The organism is Bradyrhizobium sp. CB2312 (genome assembly GCF_029714425.1).
Lineage (GTDB): Bacteria > Pseudomonadota > Alphaproteobacteria > Rhizobiales > Xanthobacteraceae > Bradyrhizobium.
In genome coordinates, this window is sequence record NZ_CP121668.1 from 3,272,163 (window position 1) to 3,287,531 (window position 15,369).

Below are 15,369 nucleotides of genomic sequence, written 5' to 3' on the forward strand. Positions count from 1 at the left end.
GTCAGTCGTCCGTCTCACCGCTCTCGTACAGCGCCTCGCGGCCGATGCGGTCGAGGCAAAGTTCGGCGGTCCAGGGCAGCATCAGCGAGCCGCAACGGCTGTCGCGATAGATGCGCTCGAGCGGCAGCGAGCGGAGCATCGCCTGTCCGCCGCAAGTGCGGATCGCGAGCGCCGCGAGCTCATTGGCGCCCTCCATCACCGAATATTGCGCGGCATAGGCGCGGAGCACCTGCTCCTTGCTCGGATTGGCGCGCGCTTCAGTGACCGCCTGGAACCAGATCGCCTTGATCTGCTCGAGCTTGATCTGCATCTGCGCGACCGCGATCTGCTTGGTTGGGTACATCCGCCGCTTGACCGGCGGCATGCCCGGCACCTCGCCACGCAGATAGCGCACCGTGAAATCGTAAGCGGCTTGCGCAAGGCCCATATAGGTCGGCGACAGCGTCAGGAACATGTGTGGCCAGCGCATCGCCGCCTGGAAATAGACGCCGCGCGGCATCAGCGCGGAATCTTCCGGAACGAAGACATCCTTGAACAGCAGCGTTCGCGAGACCGTGCCGCGCATGCCGAGCGGATCCCAGTCGCCGACGACCGAGACGCCTTCCGAGTTTGCCGAGATGGCGAGGTAGAGAGTATTGCGGCGCGAGGCCTTCTCACCTTCCTCGTTCTCGGTGCAAAGCACGCCGTAATAGTCGGCGTGGCCGGAGAGCGATGCAAAGATCTTCTTGCCGTTGAGGATCCAGCCGCCTTCGACGGGCCTTGCTTCCGTGCCGAACGCGACGCCGCCCGCGGCTGCTGCGCCGCCTTCGGAGAACGGCTGCGAATAGATCGCGCCATCCTCGACGATGCGCTTGTAGTGAACTGCGCGACGGCGTTCATGTTCGGCGCGGGTCTCTGCGTCCATGTCGAGATCGTCAGCGAGCGGGCCCGACCACAAGGTCGAGCAGACATGCATGTTCCAGGTGAGCGCCGTCGCGCCGCAATAGCGGCCGATCTCGGCGGCTGCCAGGGCATAGGTCTGGTAGTTTGCACCGAGCCCGCCATGCTTCTTGGGCACGGCGATGCCGAGCAGCCCGACGCGGTGCAGGTCGCGATAGTTTTCGGTCGGAAAGATCGCCTCGCGATCATAGGTCGCGGCGCGGCCGGCGAACACGCTCTGTCCGATCTCCCGCGCGCGCGCGATGATGCCGGCCTGCTCGTCGCTCAGGCGAAAGGCGACGGGATCGAAGATCGGCGCATCCAGCGCGACCCTGTCAGTCGTGCCGATCGTCTTTCTGACTTGCATGGTCATTGCGCATCACCTTACGCTTTGGTCGCGACGGAGTTCAGGAACCGGCTAAGGGCCTCGTTAAAGGCGTCAGGCTGTTCAAGGTTGGCAAGATGGCCGACGCCGGCCAGCTCGACATATTCGGCAGAAGCAATGTAGGTCGCCGTCTTCGCCATCATCGGTGCGGGCGCATTGTTGTCCCTGGAGCCGGACAGCAGCAGTGTCGGCACGGAAATGTCCTTGAGCGTGCTGCGTTGATCGAACCCAATCAGGGCCAGCATCATGGCGCGATAGCTCCCCTCGGGCACGCTTGCCATGCACTCACGCGCAAGTTCCATGCCCTCGGGATCGGGGTCGTCGCCGATCAGCTCTTTCACCAGTGAAGGCGCCAGCGATTTCATCGTCTCGCCGCGATCGAGCGGTCCGAGCCGCGCCGCAATGAACGATTTCTGCCAATCGCCATCGGCCTTGCCAAAGGCCGGGCTGGTCTGCGCCAGAACGACAGCGCGCGCCAATTTCGGCGCTTGCATCAGCCATTTCTGAACGATCATGCCGCCGATCGAGTGGCCAACCAGAATGGGCCTGTTTGCGCCGATCTGTTCGATGAATTGCTGGAGCGCATCGGCCAGGGCAGCGATGCTGACGCTGGCGAGCGGCGCCGACCCGCCATAGCCCGGCATGTCCCACGCGATCGCGCGGAAGCGGTTGCCGAATGTGGCAAGCTGCTGCCGCCAGGCCCGTGCCGCGCCACCGATGCCATGCAGGAAAATCAGAGGGATCGCGCCCGGATCGCCCGCGGCTTCATAGGCGAAGCGTCCATCCCTTGTTATGATTGGCGCCGGCTGCGACACGCGACATCCTTTTGCTTGGCCCGGCGATGCTAACAGGCTTGTGGGCGATGGGAAGCGATAATTTTATACTTAAAGCAATTTTCGGGCCGCTCTTTCGCATGCAGGCGTTCAGGCGATGCTGATCGGCGATTTCATTGCAAAAATTTGAAGGTTAAAATATATCCGAGGAAACGATCAGCGGATTTCAGGGAGCCAGTGCATGTCCGGATTGCCACACTCGCCGCACGCGCTGGTGACCGGCGGCGGCCGCGGCATCGGCCGTGCGATCGCAGCCTCACTCGTCGGGGCTGGCGCCACCGTGACGGTGCTGGGCCGGAATGCCGCTACGCTCGAAGAAGCGATCAACGTGGGTGCTGCGCATTTCGCGGCCGTTGCCGACGTCTCGAACGAAGCATCATTGAAAGCTGCCATAGGCGAAGCGCATGCGCGAAAGCCGATCGACATCCTGATCGCCAACGCGGGTAGCGCCGAATCCGCGCCGTTCGCGAAATCGGACAGCGCGCTGTTCGCGCGCATGATGGATGTCAATTTCATGGGCGTTGTCCATGCCGTCCAGGCAGTGCTGCCGGGGATGAAGGATCGCCCGTATGGCCGGATCGTCGCGATTGCATCGACGGCTGGGCTGAAAGGTTATGCCTATGTCAGTGCGTATACGGCCGCGAAGCACGCCGTGGTCGGTCTGGTGCGTTCGCTAGCCCTGGAAATGGCCGGCAGCAACGTGACGGTGAACGCGGTCTGTCCCGGTTTCACCGATACTGATCTCGTCGCCGGCAGCATCGAGAACATCATGAAGAAGACAGGGCGAAGCCGCGAGCAGGCGATCGCCGAACTCGCCAAGCACAATCCGCAGGGGCGCTTGATCACGCCGCAGGAAGTGGCGAATGCCGTGCTTTGGTTGTGCAGCGAGGGGGCCGGAGCGATTACCGGTCAGGCGATTGCCGTGGCCGGCGGTGAGATCTAGCGCACGAAAGCGCGGAACGAGGAAAGCAAGGAGACCACATGAGCAGACCAGCCAATCCCGTGACCGTGCCGCTTGCGGACTATTCGCCGCAGCATTTCCTGCTGGCCGTGGTCGACGGTGTTGCCACCGTGACGCTCAATCGGCCCGAGCGGAAGAATCCGCTGACCTTCGAGAGCTACCGGGAACTGACCGACTTCTTCCGCGCCTGCGCGTTCGACGACGCGGTCAAATCCATCGTCGTCACCGGTGCTGGCGGCAATTTCTCGTCCGGCGGGGATGTCTTCGAGATCATCGGACCACTCGTGAAGATGGATACCAAGGGGCTCACTGCCTTCACGCGGATGACCGGCGATCTCGTCAAGGCAATGCGGGCCTGCCCGCAACCAATCGTGGCCGCGGTCGAGGGCATCTGTGCCGGGGCCGGCGCGATCATCGCGATGGCCTCGGACATGCGGCTGGCAGCCAGCGGGGCCAAGGTCGCGTTCCTGTTCAACAAGGTGGGCCTTGCCGGCTGCGACATGGGGGCCTGTGCCATCCTGCCACGGATCATCGGCCAGTCCCGCGCCTCCGAGCTGCTCTACACCGGCCGCTTCATGACCGCGGAGGAAGGCGAGCGCTGGGGCTTCTTCAGCCGCATCGTCACGCCTGAGCAGGTGCTGCCCCAGGCGCAAATCCTGGCCAAGCAGGTCGCGGAGGGGCCGACCTTCGCCAACACCATGACCAAGCGGATGCTGGCGATGGAATGGGCGATGTCGGTGGAGGAGGCGATCGAAGCGGAAGCCGTTGCCCAGGCCCTGTGCATGACGACGGCCGACTTCGAGCGCGCTTTCGAGGCCTTCGCCAACAAGGTCAAGCCGGTCTTCAGGGGAGACTGAGCCGGCTGCTATTATCCGCAGCCAAGCCCGCTACAGGGACTTGCGTGAAATTATTTTAGGCTTAAAATAGTTTTCATGGCCGGGTGAATTGGCGAGGCTCCCATGAAAGTCGCGATCATCGGTGGCGGACCTGCAGGTCTCTACGCAGCGATCCTGCTCAAGAAGCAGCGCCCGAGCGCCGACGTCACCGTGTATGAGCGCAACCGCGCCGACGACACGTTCGGCTTCGGCGTGGTGTTTTCCGATGCCACGCTGGACAATTTCGAGAAGCACGACCTTCCGAGCTATCGCCGTATCACCCAGGAATTCGCCTATTGGGACGACATTGCCGTGCACTTTCGCGGCACCGTCCATCGGGTCGGAGGCAACGGTTTTTGCGGCTGCTCGCGGCAGAAGCTGCTTCTGATCCTGCAGGAGCGGGCGCGCGAGCTTGGCGTCAGCCTGCATTTCGAGGTGGACATCGACGACGAGTCCCGATTCGCCGACGCAGATCTCATCCTGCTTGCCGACGGCATCAACAGCCGATTCCGCGAGAAGCATGTCGATCACTTCCAGCCGGAACTCGATCTCCGCACCAACAAGTTCGCCTGGATGGGGTCGACCAGGCCGCTTGACGCCTTCACCTTCATCTTCCAGGAGACGGAGTGGGGCCCCTTCATCGCCCATGCCTATCAGTACGAGGCCGGGCACTCGACCTGGATATTCGAGACCGATCCGGAGACGTTCGAGCGGGCAGGGCTGACCGGACTGAACGAGCAAGAGTCCGCCGCCCGGATGGCCGACATCTTCGGCTGGTTCCTCGATGGGCACAAGCTGCTGACGAACCGCTCGATGTGGCGCAATTTTCCGATGATCCGCAGCAAGCGCTGGGTCAAGGACAACATGGTGCTGCTTGGCGATGCCAAGGCGAGCGCGCATTTCTCGATCGGCTCCGGCACCAAGCTCGCAATGGAAGACGCGATCGCGCTCGCCGAGGCGATGCAGAACGCGCCGAGCATCAAGGCGGCGCTGGAAGTCTATGAGCACGGCCGCCGCGAGGAGGTCGAGAAAACCCAGCATGCCGCCGACGTCTCGCTGGTCTGGTTCGAGCACGTCGATCGCTTCTGGGACTTCGATCCCGTGCAGTTCGCCTTCGGCGTGATGACGCGCTCGAAGGCGATCACCTACGACAATCTCAAGCTTCGTGCGCCCGATTTCGTCGCCGAAGTCGAGAAGTCCTTCGCCAGGCAAGTGCGCAGCAACGGCTTCGATGTCAGCACCGATAAGCCGTTGGTGCCGCTGTTCCAGCCGTTTCGTCTGCGCGAGATGGAGATCGCCAACCGCGCGGTGATGTCCCCAATGTGCATGTATTCGGCGAAGGAGGGCGTCCCGGGCGATTTCCACCTGGTGCATTACGGCTCGCGCGCGATCGGTGGCGCCGGCCTGATTTTCACGGAAATGGCCTGCGTCAGCCGCGATGCCCGGATCACACCCGGCTGCGCCGGTCTGTGGAACGACGAGCAGGAAGCTGCTTGGCGCCGCATCGTGGACTTCGTCCACGGCAACTCGGCCGCAAAGATCTGTCTGCAGCTCGGCCACGCGGGCCGCAAGGGCGCGACCAAATTGATGTGGGACGGCATGGACCGGCCGCTGGAGCAGGGCGGCTGGGACGTGGTCTCGGCATCGCCGCTGCCCTATTTCCCCGACAGCCAGGTGCCGCGCGAGCTCGATCGCGCCGGCATGAACGCAGTGAGGGACGCTTTCGTCGCGGCAGCCGAGCGCGGCGAGCGCTGCGGCTTCGACATGCTGGAGCTGCACTGCGCCCACGGCTATCTGCTGGCAAGCTTCATCTCCCCCTTGACGAATACCCGGACGGATGAATATGGCGGCTCACTTGAAAACCGCCTGCGCTTCCCGCTCGAGGTGTTCGAGGCGCTGCGCGCGGTGTGGCCGTCGCACAAGCCGATGTCGGTGCGCATCTCTGCGACCGATTGGGCGGATGGCGGCGTCACTGGCGACGATGCTGTGGCAATTGCGCGCGCCTTCGCCGAGGCCGGTGTCGATCTCGTCGACGTCTCGACCGGGCAGACCGTGCGCGATTCGCAGCCGGTCTACGGGCGCATGTTCCAGACGCCATTCTCCGATCAGGTCCGCAACGAGGCGCGCGTCGCCACCATGTGCGTCGGCAACATCACGACCGCGGACCAGGCCAACACCATTCTGGCTGCCGGCCGGGCGGATCTCGTCGCGCTCGGCCGGCCGCATCTGGTCGACCCCTTCTTCACCATGAGGGCGGCCGCCTGGTACGGGGCGAACGATGCGTTCTGCCCGCCGCAATACCTTCCCGGAAAGGATCAGATTTTCCGCAACAGCGTGCGCGACCGCCAGGATCTCGAGGAGCTGCGCATTAAGGCTAAGCCCAAGACCCGGGCCGAGCTCAAGGCGGAGGCGACAAAGCCGCTTGCGGCGGAGTGACCGCCCGTGCGACGTTAACCGCATTGCCTGGCGTGTTTCGAGTGGAGTAGGGGCGATGAAGGCGATTATCGTCGGTGGCGGTATCGGTGGTCTCACCACGGCATTGATGCTGCGCTCGCGTGGCCTGGACTGCGAGATCTTCGAGCAGGCCGATACCATCCGCGAGCTCGGCGTTGGCATCAATACGCTGCCGCACGCGATGCGCGAGCTCGCCGGCCTCGGGCTGTTGCAGAAGCTCGACGACGTCGCGATCCGCACCGACCAGCTCTATTATCTCAATCGCCATGGCCAGGAAGTCTGGCGCGAAGCGCGCGGCATCGATGCCGGTCATGACGTGCCGCAATTCTCGATCCACCGCGGCCGCCTTCAGGGCGTCATCCATCGCGCCGTCGAGGAGCGGCTCGGCGCGGACGCAATCCACACCGGCTGCCGCCTCGGCGCCTTCACGCAGGACGAGGGTGGTGTCACCGCCTATTTCTTCGATCGTGCCGGTGCGCACATCCACACCGCGCGCGGCGATATCCTGATCGGCGCCGACGGCATCCATTCTCGCGTCCGCGACACGCTGTTTCCGAACGAGGGACCACCGTGCTGGAACGGCCTGATGCTGTGGCGTGGCGCGCGCGACTGGCCGCTGTTCCTCACCGGCAAGTCGATGATCGTGGCCGGCGGGCTCAATGCCAAGGTGGTGATCTATCCGATCGCGGAAGGATCGAGCCCGGCGAGCCGCCTCACCAATTGGGCCGTGCTGGTCAAGGTCGGCGAGGGCAATGCCCCACCGCCGCGGAAAGAGGACTGGTCGCGCCCGGGCCGGCGCGAGGAACTGATGCCGCACGTGGCGCGCTTCTCGGTGCCCTATATCGACGTGAAGAGCCTGATCTCGGCGACGCCCGAATTCTACGAATATCCAACCTGCGACCGCGATCCCTTGCCTTACTGGTCGTCCGGCCGTGTCACGCTGCTCGGTGACGCCGCGCATCCGATGTACCCGGTCGGCTCCAATGGCGCCTCGCAGGCGATTCTCGACGCGCGCTGCCTCGCCGACGCGCTGGTGCGAGCTGAGCATCCGCGCCAGGCGCTGATCGAGTATGAAAGGAAGCGCCTGCCGATGACCGCAGATATCGTCCGCTCCAACCGGCGGGGCGGCCCCGAGGGAGTCATCGATGCCGTCGAGCAGCTCGCGCCCGACGGCTTCGACAATGTCGACAACGTCCTGAGCTATTCCCAGCGCGAGGCCATCGTGCGCGGCTACGCCACCAAGGCAGGCTTTGCCGCCGTGCCGGGCTTGGCGGCGGTCCGCGCCTAGGGCAGGCCGCTAGCCGGCGCCGGGAGGCGGCGGCAGGAAGTGGATGTTGAACTCGGCAGCCATCGCCACGACGTCCTCCGGCTTCTGCTCCTTCATGTTGTGCAGGCCCCAGAACAGGTCGAACAGTTTCTTGGTCGGCGAGACCCAGAACAGCACCTTCGCAGTCTGCTCCGACTTGTTGAAAATGCCGTGCGGCACGCCCATGCCGAGGCGGATCAGGTCGCCCGCGGTCGCCTGCGCCTCCGAATTGCCGAGCATGAAGTCGAGCTTGCCCTCCAGCATGTAGAGATACTCATCCTGATCGGGATGGATGTGCGGCGGCACGAACGTGCCCGGCGGCAAGGTCGCGTGCCAGGAGAAGCTGTGCTCGGTCTTGCTCTTCGGCACGTAGGTTTGGCCGAGGATGTTCCAGGAGATGCCCTGGATCCCCTCGTTGGCCCGCGTGATGCCGGTGATTTCGCTGCTCATTGAAGTCCTCCCTTGACGCGACGCTCGGCTTAGTTCGCCGCCTTGCAATCCTTGGCATAGCGGTCGCCGTAGTTCTCGAAAACCTTCTGGACGATCTCGGTCTGGAATTTTCCATCCGGACGCTTGGCAACCTTGGTCAGGTAAAAATCCTGGATCGGATAGCCGTTGGTGTTGAACTTGAACGAGCCGCGCAGCGAGGTGAAATCGGCTTTCTTCAGCGCAGCTGCAACAGCGTCCTTGTTCGAGAGGTCGCCCTTTACGCCCTTGACCGCGCTGTCGATCAGCATCGCCGCGTCATAGGCCTGGAAGGCGTAGGTGCCGGGCACGCTGTTATAGGCGGCTTCATAGGCCGCGACGAACTTCTTGTTCTGGGGATTGTCGAGATTGGGCGCCCAGTTCGCGCCGCCGAACATGCCGACCGCCGCATCCTGCTGCGCCGGCAGCGTCGATTCATCCACCGTGAAGGCCGAGAGCACCGGAATGCTGTCGGCAAGGCCTGCCTGCCGGTATTGCTTGACGAGATTGACGCCGAGGCCGCCCGGCATGAACGTGAACAGCGCATCGGGCTTTTGCGACGAGATCTTGGACAGCTCCGGCTGGAAGTCCAGCGTGTTCAGCGGCATGTAGGATTCTTCGACGATCTCGCCCTTGTAGTCGAGCTTGAAGCCCGCGACCGAATCCTTGCCGGCCTGATAGTTCGGCACCATCAGGTACATCCGCTTGTAGCCGCGGTCCTGCGCCACCTTGCCGAGGATCTCGTGCACCTGGTCGTTCTGATACGAGGTCACATAGAAGAACGGGTTGCAGTCCTTGCCGGCGAACGTCGACGGACCTGCATTGGGACTGATCAGGAACACCTTGGATTCCGTCACAGGCCGGTGGATTGCCTGAAGAATGTTGGAGAAGATCGGGCCGACCACGAAGTCGACCTTGTCGCGTTCGAGCAGGCCCTTGACCTTGGTGACCGCCGCATCCGGCTTGAGTTCGTCGTCAACCACGACGACCTCGACGTCGCGGCCGCCCAGCTTGCTGCCGAGGTCCTTCACCGCGAGCGCAAAGCCGTCGCGCACCTGCTGGCCGAGCGCGGCGGCGGGTCCCGAAAGGGTCACGATCACGCCAAGCTTGAGCTTCTCCTGGGCGAGGGCAGGGCTCATCGCGGTGCCGAGCAGCAAGGCGGCCGCAGCCAAGGTCGTTTGCGTCTTCATGATCTGTCCCCCGTGACATCAGGGCTTGCGCTGCAAGCCGCGTACTCCAGTCCAAGCTTATGCCGATGATGGCTGCCGCGGCAAGCAAAGTGCACGGCGTCGCCATCCCGCGCGCCAGGTGCATGCAAGCGGCGCGCCAATTATTTGAAGCCTAAAGAAACTCGCGTGCGGTCGATTGTTGCAGCTTTGGACTTGCGGCCGGCGCGGATTTATTTGAAGCTCAAAACGTTGGGGAATCCGCGCCGACGCCAATGCCGGCCGTGAGTGACTGCACCGAGATGCTCGATTCCGAGACCAAGGCCGTCGAAACGCCCGAAGATCACGCCGAAGAGCTTCGGCTGTGGCTGCGCCTGCTCACCTGCACGACCCTGATCGAGGGCGAGGTTCGAGGCCGCCTGCGGCAGCGCTTCGACGTCACGCTGCCCCGGTTCGATTTGATGGCACAGCTCGACAAGGCCCCCGACGGCATGACGCTGTCCGACGTCTCCAAGCGCATGATGGTGTCCAACGGCAACGTCACCGGCCTCGTCGAACGTCTCGTGGAATCCGGCCATCTCGACCGGCGCACCTCGGATACCGACCGCCGCGTCCAGGTGATCCGCCTCACGAAGCTCGGCCGTGCCGAGTTCCGCAGGATGGCTGCCGAGCACGAGATCTGGATTGCCGATCTCTTCGCCGACCTGACGCCGAAAGACGTGCGCGAACTGATGCGCCTCCTGGCGAAGACCAAGGCGTCCGCACAAAAATCGGCCGCGCGCGGGCGGCCCTGAGCCCGCATTCGGGCCGGCCCTCCAATCCCTTTTGCCGCAGGAAAAAGCACGCCGTGCCCAAAATCCCCTATTGCGCTAAATTGTTTTAAGCCTAAAATGTTTTTCCAGATAGTGCTGCCGGGTGCTTTCCATGCGCAAAGGAGCGTGCGATGGCCAACGCCGCCAAGGTTAAAGTCTCGGGCTCGCATGACGGCAATGCCGCGACAGCTCATGTCGATACATTCGCGCGGCAGCATCTGCCGCCGCCGGAATTGTGGCCCGAATTCATCTTCACGCGGCCGGAGCTGAACTATCCGCCGCGACTGAACTGCGTCAGCTATTTTCTCGATCGCTGGGTCGAGCAAGGGCATGGCGACGCACCTTGCGTCATCAGTCCCACCGTCAGCTACAGCTATCGCGAGCTGCAAGCGCTGGTGAACCGCATCGCCAATGTGCTGGTCGGCAAGCTCGGTCTCGTTACCGGCGAGCGCGTGCTGCTCCGCTCGGCCAACAATCCCATGATGGTCGCGACCTATCTCGCAGTGATCAAGGCCGGCGGCATTTGCGTCGCGACGATGCCGCTGCTGCGCGCCAAGGAGCTGTCCTATCCGATCCAGAAAGCGGCGATTGCGCTCGCGCTCTGCGACGGAAAGCTCTCCGACGAGATGGAGAAGGCGAAGCTGGCTGCGCCCGGTCTCAGGCACGTGGTCTATTGGGGCAATGGCGCGGCTCATTCGCTCGAGGCGCTGATCGCTGACGCGAGTCCGGAGTTCAGGGCCGTCGACACGGCTGCCGATGACATCTGCCTGATTGCTTTCACGTCGGGAACGACAGGCGATCCCAAGGGCACCATGCATTTCCACCGGGACATGTTGGCGGTCTGCGACGGCTATGCGCGCAATATCCTGCGCGCTGAGCAGAAGGATCGCTTCGTCGGCTCGGCGCCGCTCGCCTTCACCTTCGGTTTCGGCGGCGTGCTGTTCCCGATGCATATCGGCGCCTCCTTCGTCGTGCTGGAGAAGACGACGCCCGACGACATGCTGTCGGCGATCGAGCGGTACAAGACCACGGTCTGCTTCACAGCGCCGACCGCATATCGCGCCATGATCGGCAAGCTCGCTGGCCGCGACATCTCCTCGCTGCGCAAATGCGTCTCCGCCGGCGAGACGTTGCCCAAGCCGACATTCGAGGCCTGGCTCAAGGCCACCGGCATCAAGCTGATGGACGGCATCGGCTCGACCGAGATGCTGCACATCTTCATCAGCGCGACCGAGGACGAGATCCGCCCCGGTGCGACCGGCAAGCCCGTTCCCGGCTATGAAGCCAAGATCGTCGACGATGATGGAAATGACGTGCCGCCGGGCACGATGGGGAATCTTGCGGTGCGCGGGCCGACCGGTTGCCGGTATCTGGCCGACGAGCGGCAGCGCAAATATGTTCGGAACGGCTGGAATATCACCGGCGACACCTATCTAATGGATAGCGACGGCTATTTCTGGTACCAGTCGCGCTCCGACGATATGATCGTGTCGGCGGGGTACAACATCGCGGGGACGGATGTGGAGGCCGCGCTGCTGACGCATCCTGCGGTCGTCGAGTGCGGCGTCGTCGGTGCGCCGGACGAGGCGCGCGGCATGATCGTGAAGGCCTATGTCGTTGCCGCACCCAGCGTGACGCCGGACGCTCAGCTCGCAACCGAGTTGCAGGAGCACGTGAAGCGCGAGATTGCGCCGTACAAATATCCGCGCGCGATCGAGTTCGTGACGCAGCTGCCGAAGACCGAGACCGGCAAATTGAAGCGCTTTGCCCTCAGGCAATTGGCGCAGGCCTCAGCGACGTCCTCGGGCGTCGCCGCAGAATGAGATGAGGATCAAGAATTGTCCGTGACGACGCCGAAAGGCCCACAGCTCGCGGTGCTGCCGACCGCGGCCGAAAACGACACCCCCCGCGGGGGCGCGCAGGTGCTCCAGCCCTCGGGCTGGCCGATGCCGAAGGGCTACGCCAACGGCATGGCCGCCGAGGGGCGCATCGTCGTGACCGGCGGCGTGATCGGCTGGGATGCCGAGGAGCGTCTCGCCGACGGCTTCGTCGCGCAGGTCGCCCAGACCCTGAGCAACATTGCCGCGATCCTGGCGGAAGGCGGCGCGCGGCCCGAGCATCTGGTGCGCCTGACCTGGTACGTCGTCGACATGGACGAGTACCTGACGAACCTGAAGGAGCTCGGCAGGATCTACCGTGCCGTCTTCGGTGCACACTATCCGGCGATGGCGCTGGTTCAGGTCGTCCGGCTGGTCGAGAAGGCGGCGCGCGTCGAGATCGAGGCCACCGCCGTCATTCCCCGCTGAATCTGTTCAGCTCGCTTTGGCGAGGTCGTCGTCCTCCGGCGAGTTCAGGTAGACGCCCGACATCGTGTCGACCCAGCACAGATGGTCGTGCACCTTCTTCACGCCCTCGACATTCTCGGCGGCAACCACCGCGGCCTGCCGCGCCCGTTCCTCGGTGATGACGCCGCTGAGATGGACGATGCCGTCGCGAACGATGACGTTCAGCCCGAACGGGCACCAGTCGTTCTTCTCCATGGTATCGATGATGCGGACGCGAATGTGATCGTCGTCCGCGGTCGGATCCGGCACCTCGCGGGCGAGACCCGCTACCGCCTGAAGCAGATTGGCGCGCGTGACGATCCCGACGACTTTGTCGCCGCGCACTACCGGCAGGCGCTTCACATTGCTCCGTTCCATGAGATCGACGATCTCCGCGAGCGCGGTATCCTCGGTGATGGTGACGGGCGAAGCGGTCATCACCTCCGCGACCCTGCGGCCATGCTCGTGGACAAAGTCGCTTGCGGACTGGCCCGGCCCGAGGATGAACCGCAGCCAGCGCCCGCGCTTACGTCCGGTGCCGATTTCGCTGCGGCGAATGAAATCCCCTTCCGAGACGACGCCGACCAGCTTGCCGGCATCGTCGACCACCGTGAGGCCGCTGACATGCCGCGTCAGCATGATGTTCGCGGCCTCGACGATGCTGGTGTCGGGGGTGACCGAGATGACCGACCGGGTCATGATCTGGTGGGCGCGCATGGGAGAACTCCGCAGGTTCGTTGGATGTCGAAGGAGAACCTAGCTCCGGCGTCGCGATGAGGCTTGACCCAGGTCAATCGGACGGAACCGCTTCTCCCTGGTTGAGCAATTGCGATCCGTGCCCGGAATTGATGCAGCTCAACACCTTTCCGAAATGCCTGAACATATCCTGCCGCGAACATACATCAGCGTGCAGGAACCTTCCGTCATGAGCGTCGTGCAGATACTTCCGCGGGCCGGGCAGTCGGCAGCGCCGGAATCATCCGTCGAACCTGTTGCGCGTGCCGCTTCCCCCGAGGGACCGGCCGGAAGGCCAGTCGCGGACTTGCAGCCTCGGTCAGAGCCACACCCGCTCGACCGCGCATTTCATGCGATGATGGCTCGATTCACCGGCGGAATTTCACCGGCCGCCCTGTCTCTGGCCTGGCTCGATTGGAGTTCGCATCTCGCCGTCGCGCCGCAGCGCCAGATGGAGATCGCCCATAACGTCCTTCGCGACAGCGCCCGGTTCCTCGAAGCGTCAGTGCACGCGATCTCGCCGGGCCAAAAGCCGTGGTCGGTGATCCAGCCGCGGTCGCGGGATCGGCGCTTCAGGGAGCCGCAATGGGAGGCCGCGCCGTTCAATCTGCTGGCGCAAGCCTTTTTGCTTGGAGAGCACTGGTGGCACGATGCCACGACCGGCGTGCGCGGCGTCTCGCGCGCAAATGAAGCCATCGTCGAATTCTCGGTCCGCCAAATGCTCGATATGCTGGCGCCGTCGAATTTTGCGGCGACCAACCCGGAGGTGCTTGAGAAAACGTTGCGGAGCGGCGGAGAAAATTTCGTCTTCGGCTGGCAAAACTGGTGCAGCGATCTGACGCGCATGCTCTCGCTTGCAGCGCCGGCCGGCGACGAGCAGTTCGTCGTCGGGAACACGGTTGCCGCGTCTCCCGGAAAAGTCGTTTACCGCAACGAGCTGATCGAGCTGATCCAGTATCATCCGACCACCACGCAGGTACGGCCTGAACCGATCCTGATCGTTCCGGCCTGGATCATGAAATACTACATCCTCGACCTGTCGCCGGAGAATTCGCTGGTCAAATATCTGACCGGGCAGGGCTTCACCGTGTTCGCGATCTCCTGGCGCAATCCGGATGCAAAGGATCGGAACGTCGCCTTCGACGATTATCGCAAGCTCGGCGTAATGGCGGCGCTGGACATGATCGGGCGGATCGTGCCGGGCCGGACGATCCACGCGCTCGGCTATTGTCTGGGCGGCACGTTGCTGTCGATCGCAGCCGCCGCGATGGCGCGCGACGGCGACAAGCGGCTGGGCACCATCACCCTGCTTGCCGCGCAGACGGATTTCACCGAGGCGGGCGAGCTGACCCTCTTCATCAATGAGAGCCAGGTTGCCTTCCTCGAAGACATGATGTGGCAGCGTGGCTATCTCGATACGGCGCAGATGGCCGGTGCATTCGCGCTGCTGCGCTCCAACGATCTGATCTGGTCGCGGCTGTCGCGCGATTATCTGATGGGAGAGGCGGCGCCGCCGAGCGACCTGATGGCCTGGAACGCCGACGCCACACGGCTACCTTATCGCATGCATTCGGAATATCTGCGCAAGCTGTTCCTCGATAATGATCTCGCCGAGGGCCGCTATCGCGTCGACGGCAGGAGCATTTCACTCTCTGACATCCACGCGCCGTTGTTCGTGGTCGGCACGCTCGCCGATCACGTGGCGCCGTGGCGATCCGTGCACAAGGTTCACTATCAGGTCGATGCCGACGTGACGTTCCTGCTGACCAGCGGTGGACATAACGCCGGCGTCGTCGCGCCCCCGGACGAGCTCGGGCACAGCTATCAGGTCATGACCAAGCCTGCCGATGGGCCTTATGTCGATCCAGAAGAGTGGTTGAAGCTGGCACGGCATGTCGAGGCCTCGTGGTGGCCGGAATGGGCGCAATGGCTGGCGGCGCGCTCGGGCGAGCCCTGCGCCCCGCCCCAGATCGGGGGCGATCTACCCGACGCGCCGGGCCAATACGTCCACACCTAGAGCATGATCCGGACCCGAAGGGCCGCGTTAGCGCAAAGTGCGTAGCGGTTTTCCGAACAGATCATGCTCAAACAACAACCTAAAGCGCGATGACGATTCGTCCCAATCTCATCGCGCT

At 63.7% G+C, this 15,369-nt stretch carries 13 protein-coding genes; 8 read left to right on the forward strand and 5 right to left on the reverse strand.

The window, feature by feature from the left end:
- Position 1: 1 nt before the first annotated feature.
- Both QA642_RS15730 and QA642_RS15735 read right to left on the reverse strand, forming a co-directional pair.
- Positions 2 to 1,291: an acyl-CoA dehydrogenase family protein gene (locus tag QA642_RS15730; protein ID WP_283085464.1), complete on the reverse strand. Its 1,290-nt coding sequence runs from the start codon at positions 1,289 to 1,291 to the stop codon at positions 2 to 4.
- A gap of 11 nt (positions 1,292 to 1,302) precedes the next feature.
- Positions 1,303 to 2,118, reverse strand: coding sequence for an alpha/beta hydrolase (locus tag QA642_RS15735; protein WP_283085465.1), 816 nt, complete (start codon positions 2,116 to 2,118; stop codon positions 1,303 to 1,305).
- A 199-nt stretch (positions 2,119 to 2,317) separates the two neighbouring features.
- Here QA642_RS15735 and QA642_RS15740 point away from each other — a divergent pair, with 199 nt between their 5' ends.
- The 4 genes from QA642_RS15740 to QA642_RS15755 all read left to right on the forward strand — a co-directional run bounded on the left by QA642_RS15740 (position 2,318) and on the right by QA642_RS15755 (position 7,714).
- A complete protein-coding gene (locus QA642_RS15740) occupies positions 2,318 to 3,079 on the forward strand; it encodes an SDR family oxidoreductase (RefSeq protein ID WP_283085466.1) in 762 nt (253 codons plus the stop codon).
- A 38-nt stretch (positions 3,080 to 3,117) separates the two neighbouring features.
- Positions 3,118 to 3,954, forward strand: coding sequence for an enoyl-CoA hydratase family protein (locus QA642_RS15745; protein ID WP_283085467.1), 837 nt, complete (start codon positions 3,118 to 3,120; stop codon positions 3,952 to 3,954).
- A 102-nt stretch (positions 3,955 to 4,056) separates the two neighbouring features.
- Entirely contained in the window at positions 4,057 to 6,408 is a 2,352-nt protein-coding gene (locus QA642_RS15750) for a bifunctional salicylyl-CoA 5-hydroxylase/oxidoreductase (RefSeq protein WP_283085468.1), read from the forward strand.
- A gap of 55 nt (positions 6,409 to 6,463) precedes the next feature.
- Positions 6,464 to 7,714 carry a flavin-dependent oxidoreductase gene (locus tag QA642_RS15755; RefSeq protein WP_283085469.1) on the forward strand — a complete coding sequence of 417 codons (1,251 nt, stop codon included), beginning with the start codon at positions 6,464 to 6,466 and terminating at the stop codon, positions 7,712 to 7,714.
- A 9-nt stretch (positions 7,715 to 7,723) separates the two neighbouring features.
- Here the strand turns inward: QA642_RS15755 and QA642_RS15760 are convergent, their stop codons facing one another.
- Both QA642_RS15760 and QA642_RS15765 read right to left on the reverse strand, forming a co-directional pair.
- Positions 7,724 to 8,182, reverse strand: coding sequence for a cupin domain-containing protein (locus QA642_RS15760; protein ID WP_092215923.1), 459 nt, complete (start codon positions 8,180 to 8,182; stop codon positions 7,724 to 7,726).
- 29 nt (positions 8,183 to 8,211) lie between these two features.
- Positions 8,212 to 9,387 carry an ABC transporter substrate-binding protein gene (locus QA642_RS15765; protein WP_283085470.1) on the reverse strand — a complete coding sequence of 392 codons (1,176 nt, stop codon included), beginning with the start codon at positions 9,385 to 9,387 and terminating at the stop codon, positions 8,212 to 8,214.
- A gap of 251 nt (positions 9,388 to 9,638) precedes the next feature.
- Between QA642_RS15765 and QA642_RS15770 the strand changes: the two genes are divergently transcribed.
- The 3 genes from QA642_RS15770 to QA642_RS15780 all read left to right on the forward strand — a co-directional run bounded on the left by QA642_RS15770 (position 9,639) and on the right by QA642_RS15780 (position 12,481).
- Entirely contained in the window at positions 9,639 to 10,157 is a 519-nt protein-coding gene (locus QA642_RS15770) for a MarR family transcriptional regulator (RefSeq protein WP_283085471.1), read from the forward strand.
- Between the two features lie 149 nt (positions 10,158 to 10,306).
- A complete protein-coding gene (locus QA642_RS15775; protein WP_283085472.1) occupies positions 10,307 to 11,998 on the forward strand; it encodes a benzoate-CoA ligase family protein in 1,692 nt (563 codons plus the stop codon).
- 15 nt (positions 11,999 to 12,013) lie between these two features.
- A complete protein-coding gene (locus QA642_RS15780) occupies positions 12,014 to 12,481 on the forward strand; it encodes a RidA family protein (protein ID WP_283085473.1) in 468 nt (155 codons plus the stop codon).
- Between the two features lie 6 nt (positions 12,482 to 12,487).
- Here QA642_RS15780 and QA642_RS15785 read toward each other — a convergent pair whose 3' ends face one another.
- Entirely contained in the window at positions 12,488 to 13,216 is a 729-nt protein-coding gene (locus QA642_RS15785) for a CBS domain-containing protein (RefSeq protein WP_283085474.1), read from the reverse strand.
- Positions 13,217 to 13,424: 208 nt separating this feature from the next.
- Between QA642_RS15785 and QA642_RS15790 the strand changes: the two genes are divergently transcribed.
- A complete protein-coding gene (locus QA642_RS15790) occupies positions 13,425 to 15,251 on the forward strand; it encodes an alpha/beta fold hydrolase (protein WP_283085475.1) in 1,827 nt (608 codons plus the stop codon).
- Positions 15,252 to 15,369 lie beyond the last annotated feature (118 nt).

Bases quoted from the DNA above. Each gene is read 5' to 3' on its own strand.
- QA642_RS15730 (WP_283085464.1), bottom strand. From the start codon at position 1,291: ATGACCATGCAAGTCAGAAAGACGATCGGCACGACTGACAGGGTCGCG.
- QA642_RS15740 (WP_283085466.1), top strand. From the start codon at position 2,318: ATGTCCGGATTGCCACACTCGCCGCACGCGCTGGTGACCGGCGGCGGC.
- QA642_RS15745 (WP_283085467.1), top strand. From the start codon at position 3,118: ATGAGCAGACCAGCCAATCCCGTGACCGTGCCGCTTGCGGACTATTCG.
- QA642_RS15750 (WP_283085468.1), top strand. From the start codon at position 4,057: ATGAAAGTCGCGATCATCGGTGGCGGACCTGCAGGTCTCTACGCAGCG.
- QA642_RS15755 (WP_283085469.1), top strand. From the start codon at position 6,464: ATGAAGGCGATTATCGTCGGTGGCGGTATCGGTGGTCTCACCACGGCA.
- QA642_RS15760 (WP_092215923.1), bottom strand. From the start codon at position 8,182: ATGAGCAGCGAAATCACCGGCATCACGCGGGCCAACGAGGGGATCCAG.
- QA642_RS15765 (WP_283085470.1), bottom strand. From the start codon at position 9,387: ATGAAGACGCAAACGACCTTGGCTGCGGCCGCCTTGCTGCTCGGCACC.
- QA642_RS15770 (WP_283085471.1), top strand. From the start codon at position 9,639: ATGCCGGCCGTGAGTGACTGCACCGAGATGCTCGATTCCGAGACCAAG.
- QA642_RS15775 (WP_283085472.1), top strand. From the start codon at position 10,307: ATGGCCAACGCCGCCAAGGTTAAAGTCTCGGGCTCGCATGACGGCAAT.
- QA642_RS15785 (WP_283085474.1), bottom strand. From the start codon at position 13,216: ATGCGCGCCCACCAGATCATGACCCGGTCGGTCATCTCGGTCACCCCC.
- QA642_RS15790 (WP_283085475.1), top strand. From the start codon at position 13,425: ATGAGCGTCGTGCAGATACTTCCGCGGGCCGGGCAGTCGGCAGCGCCG.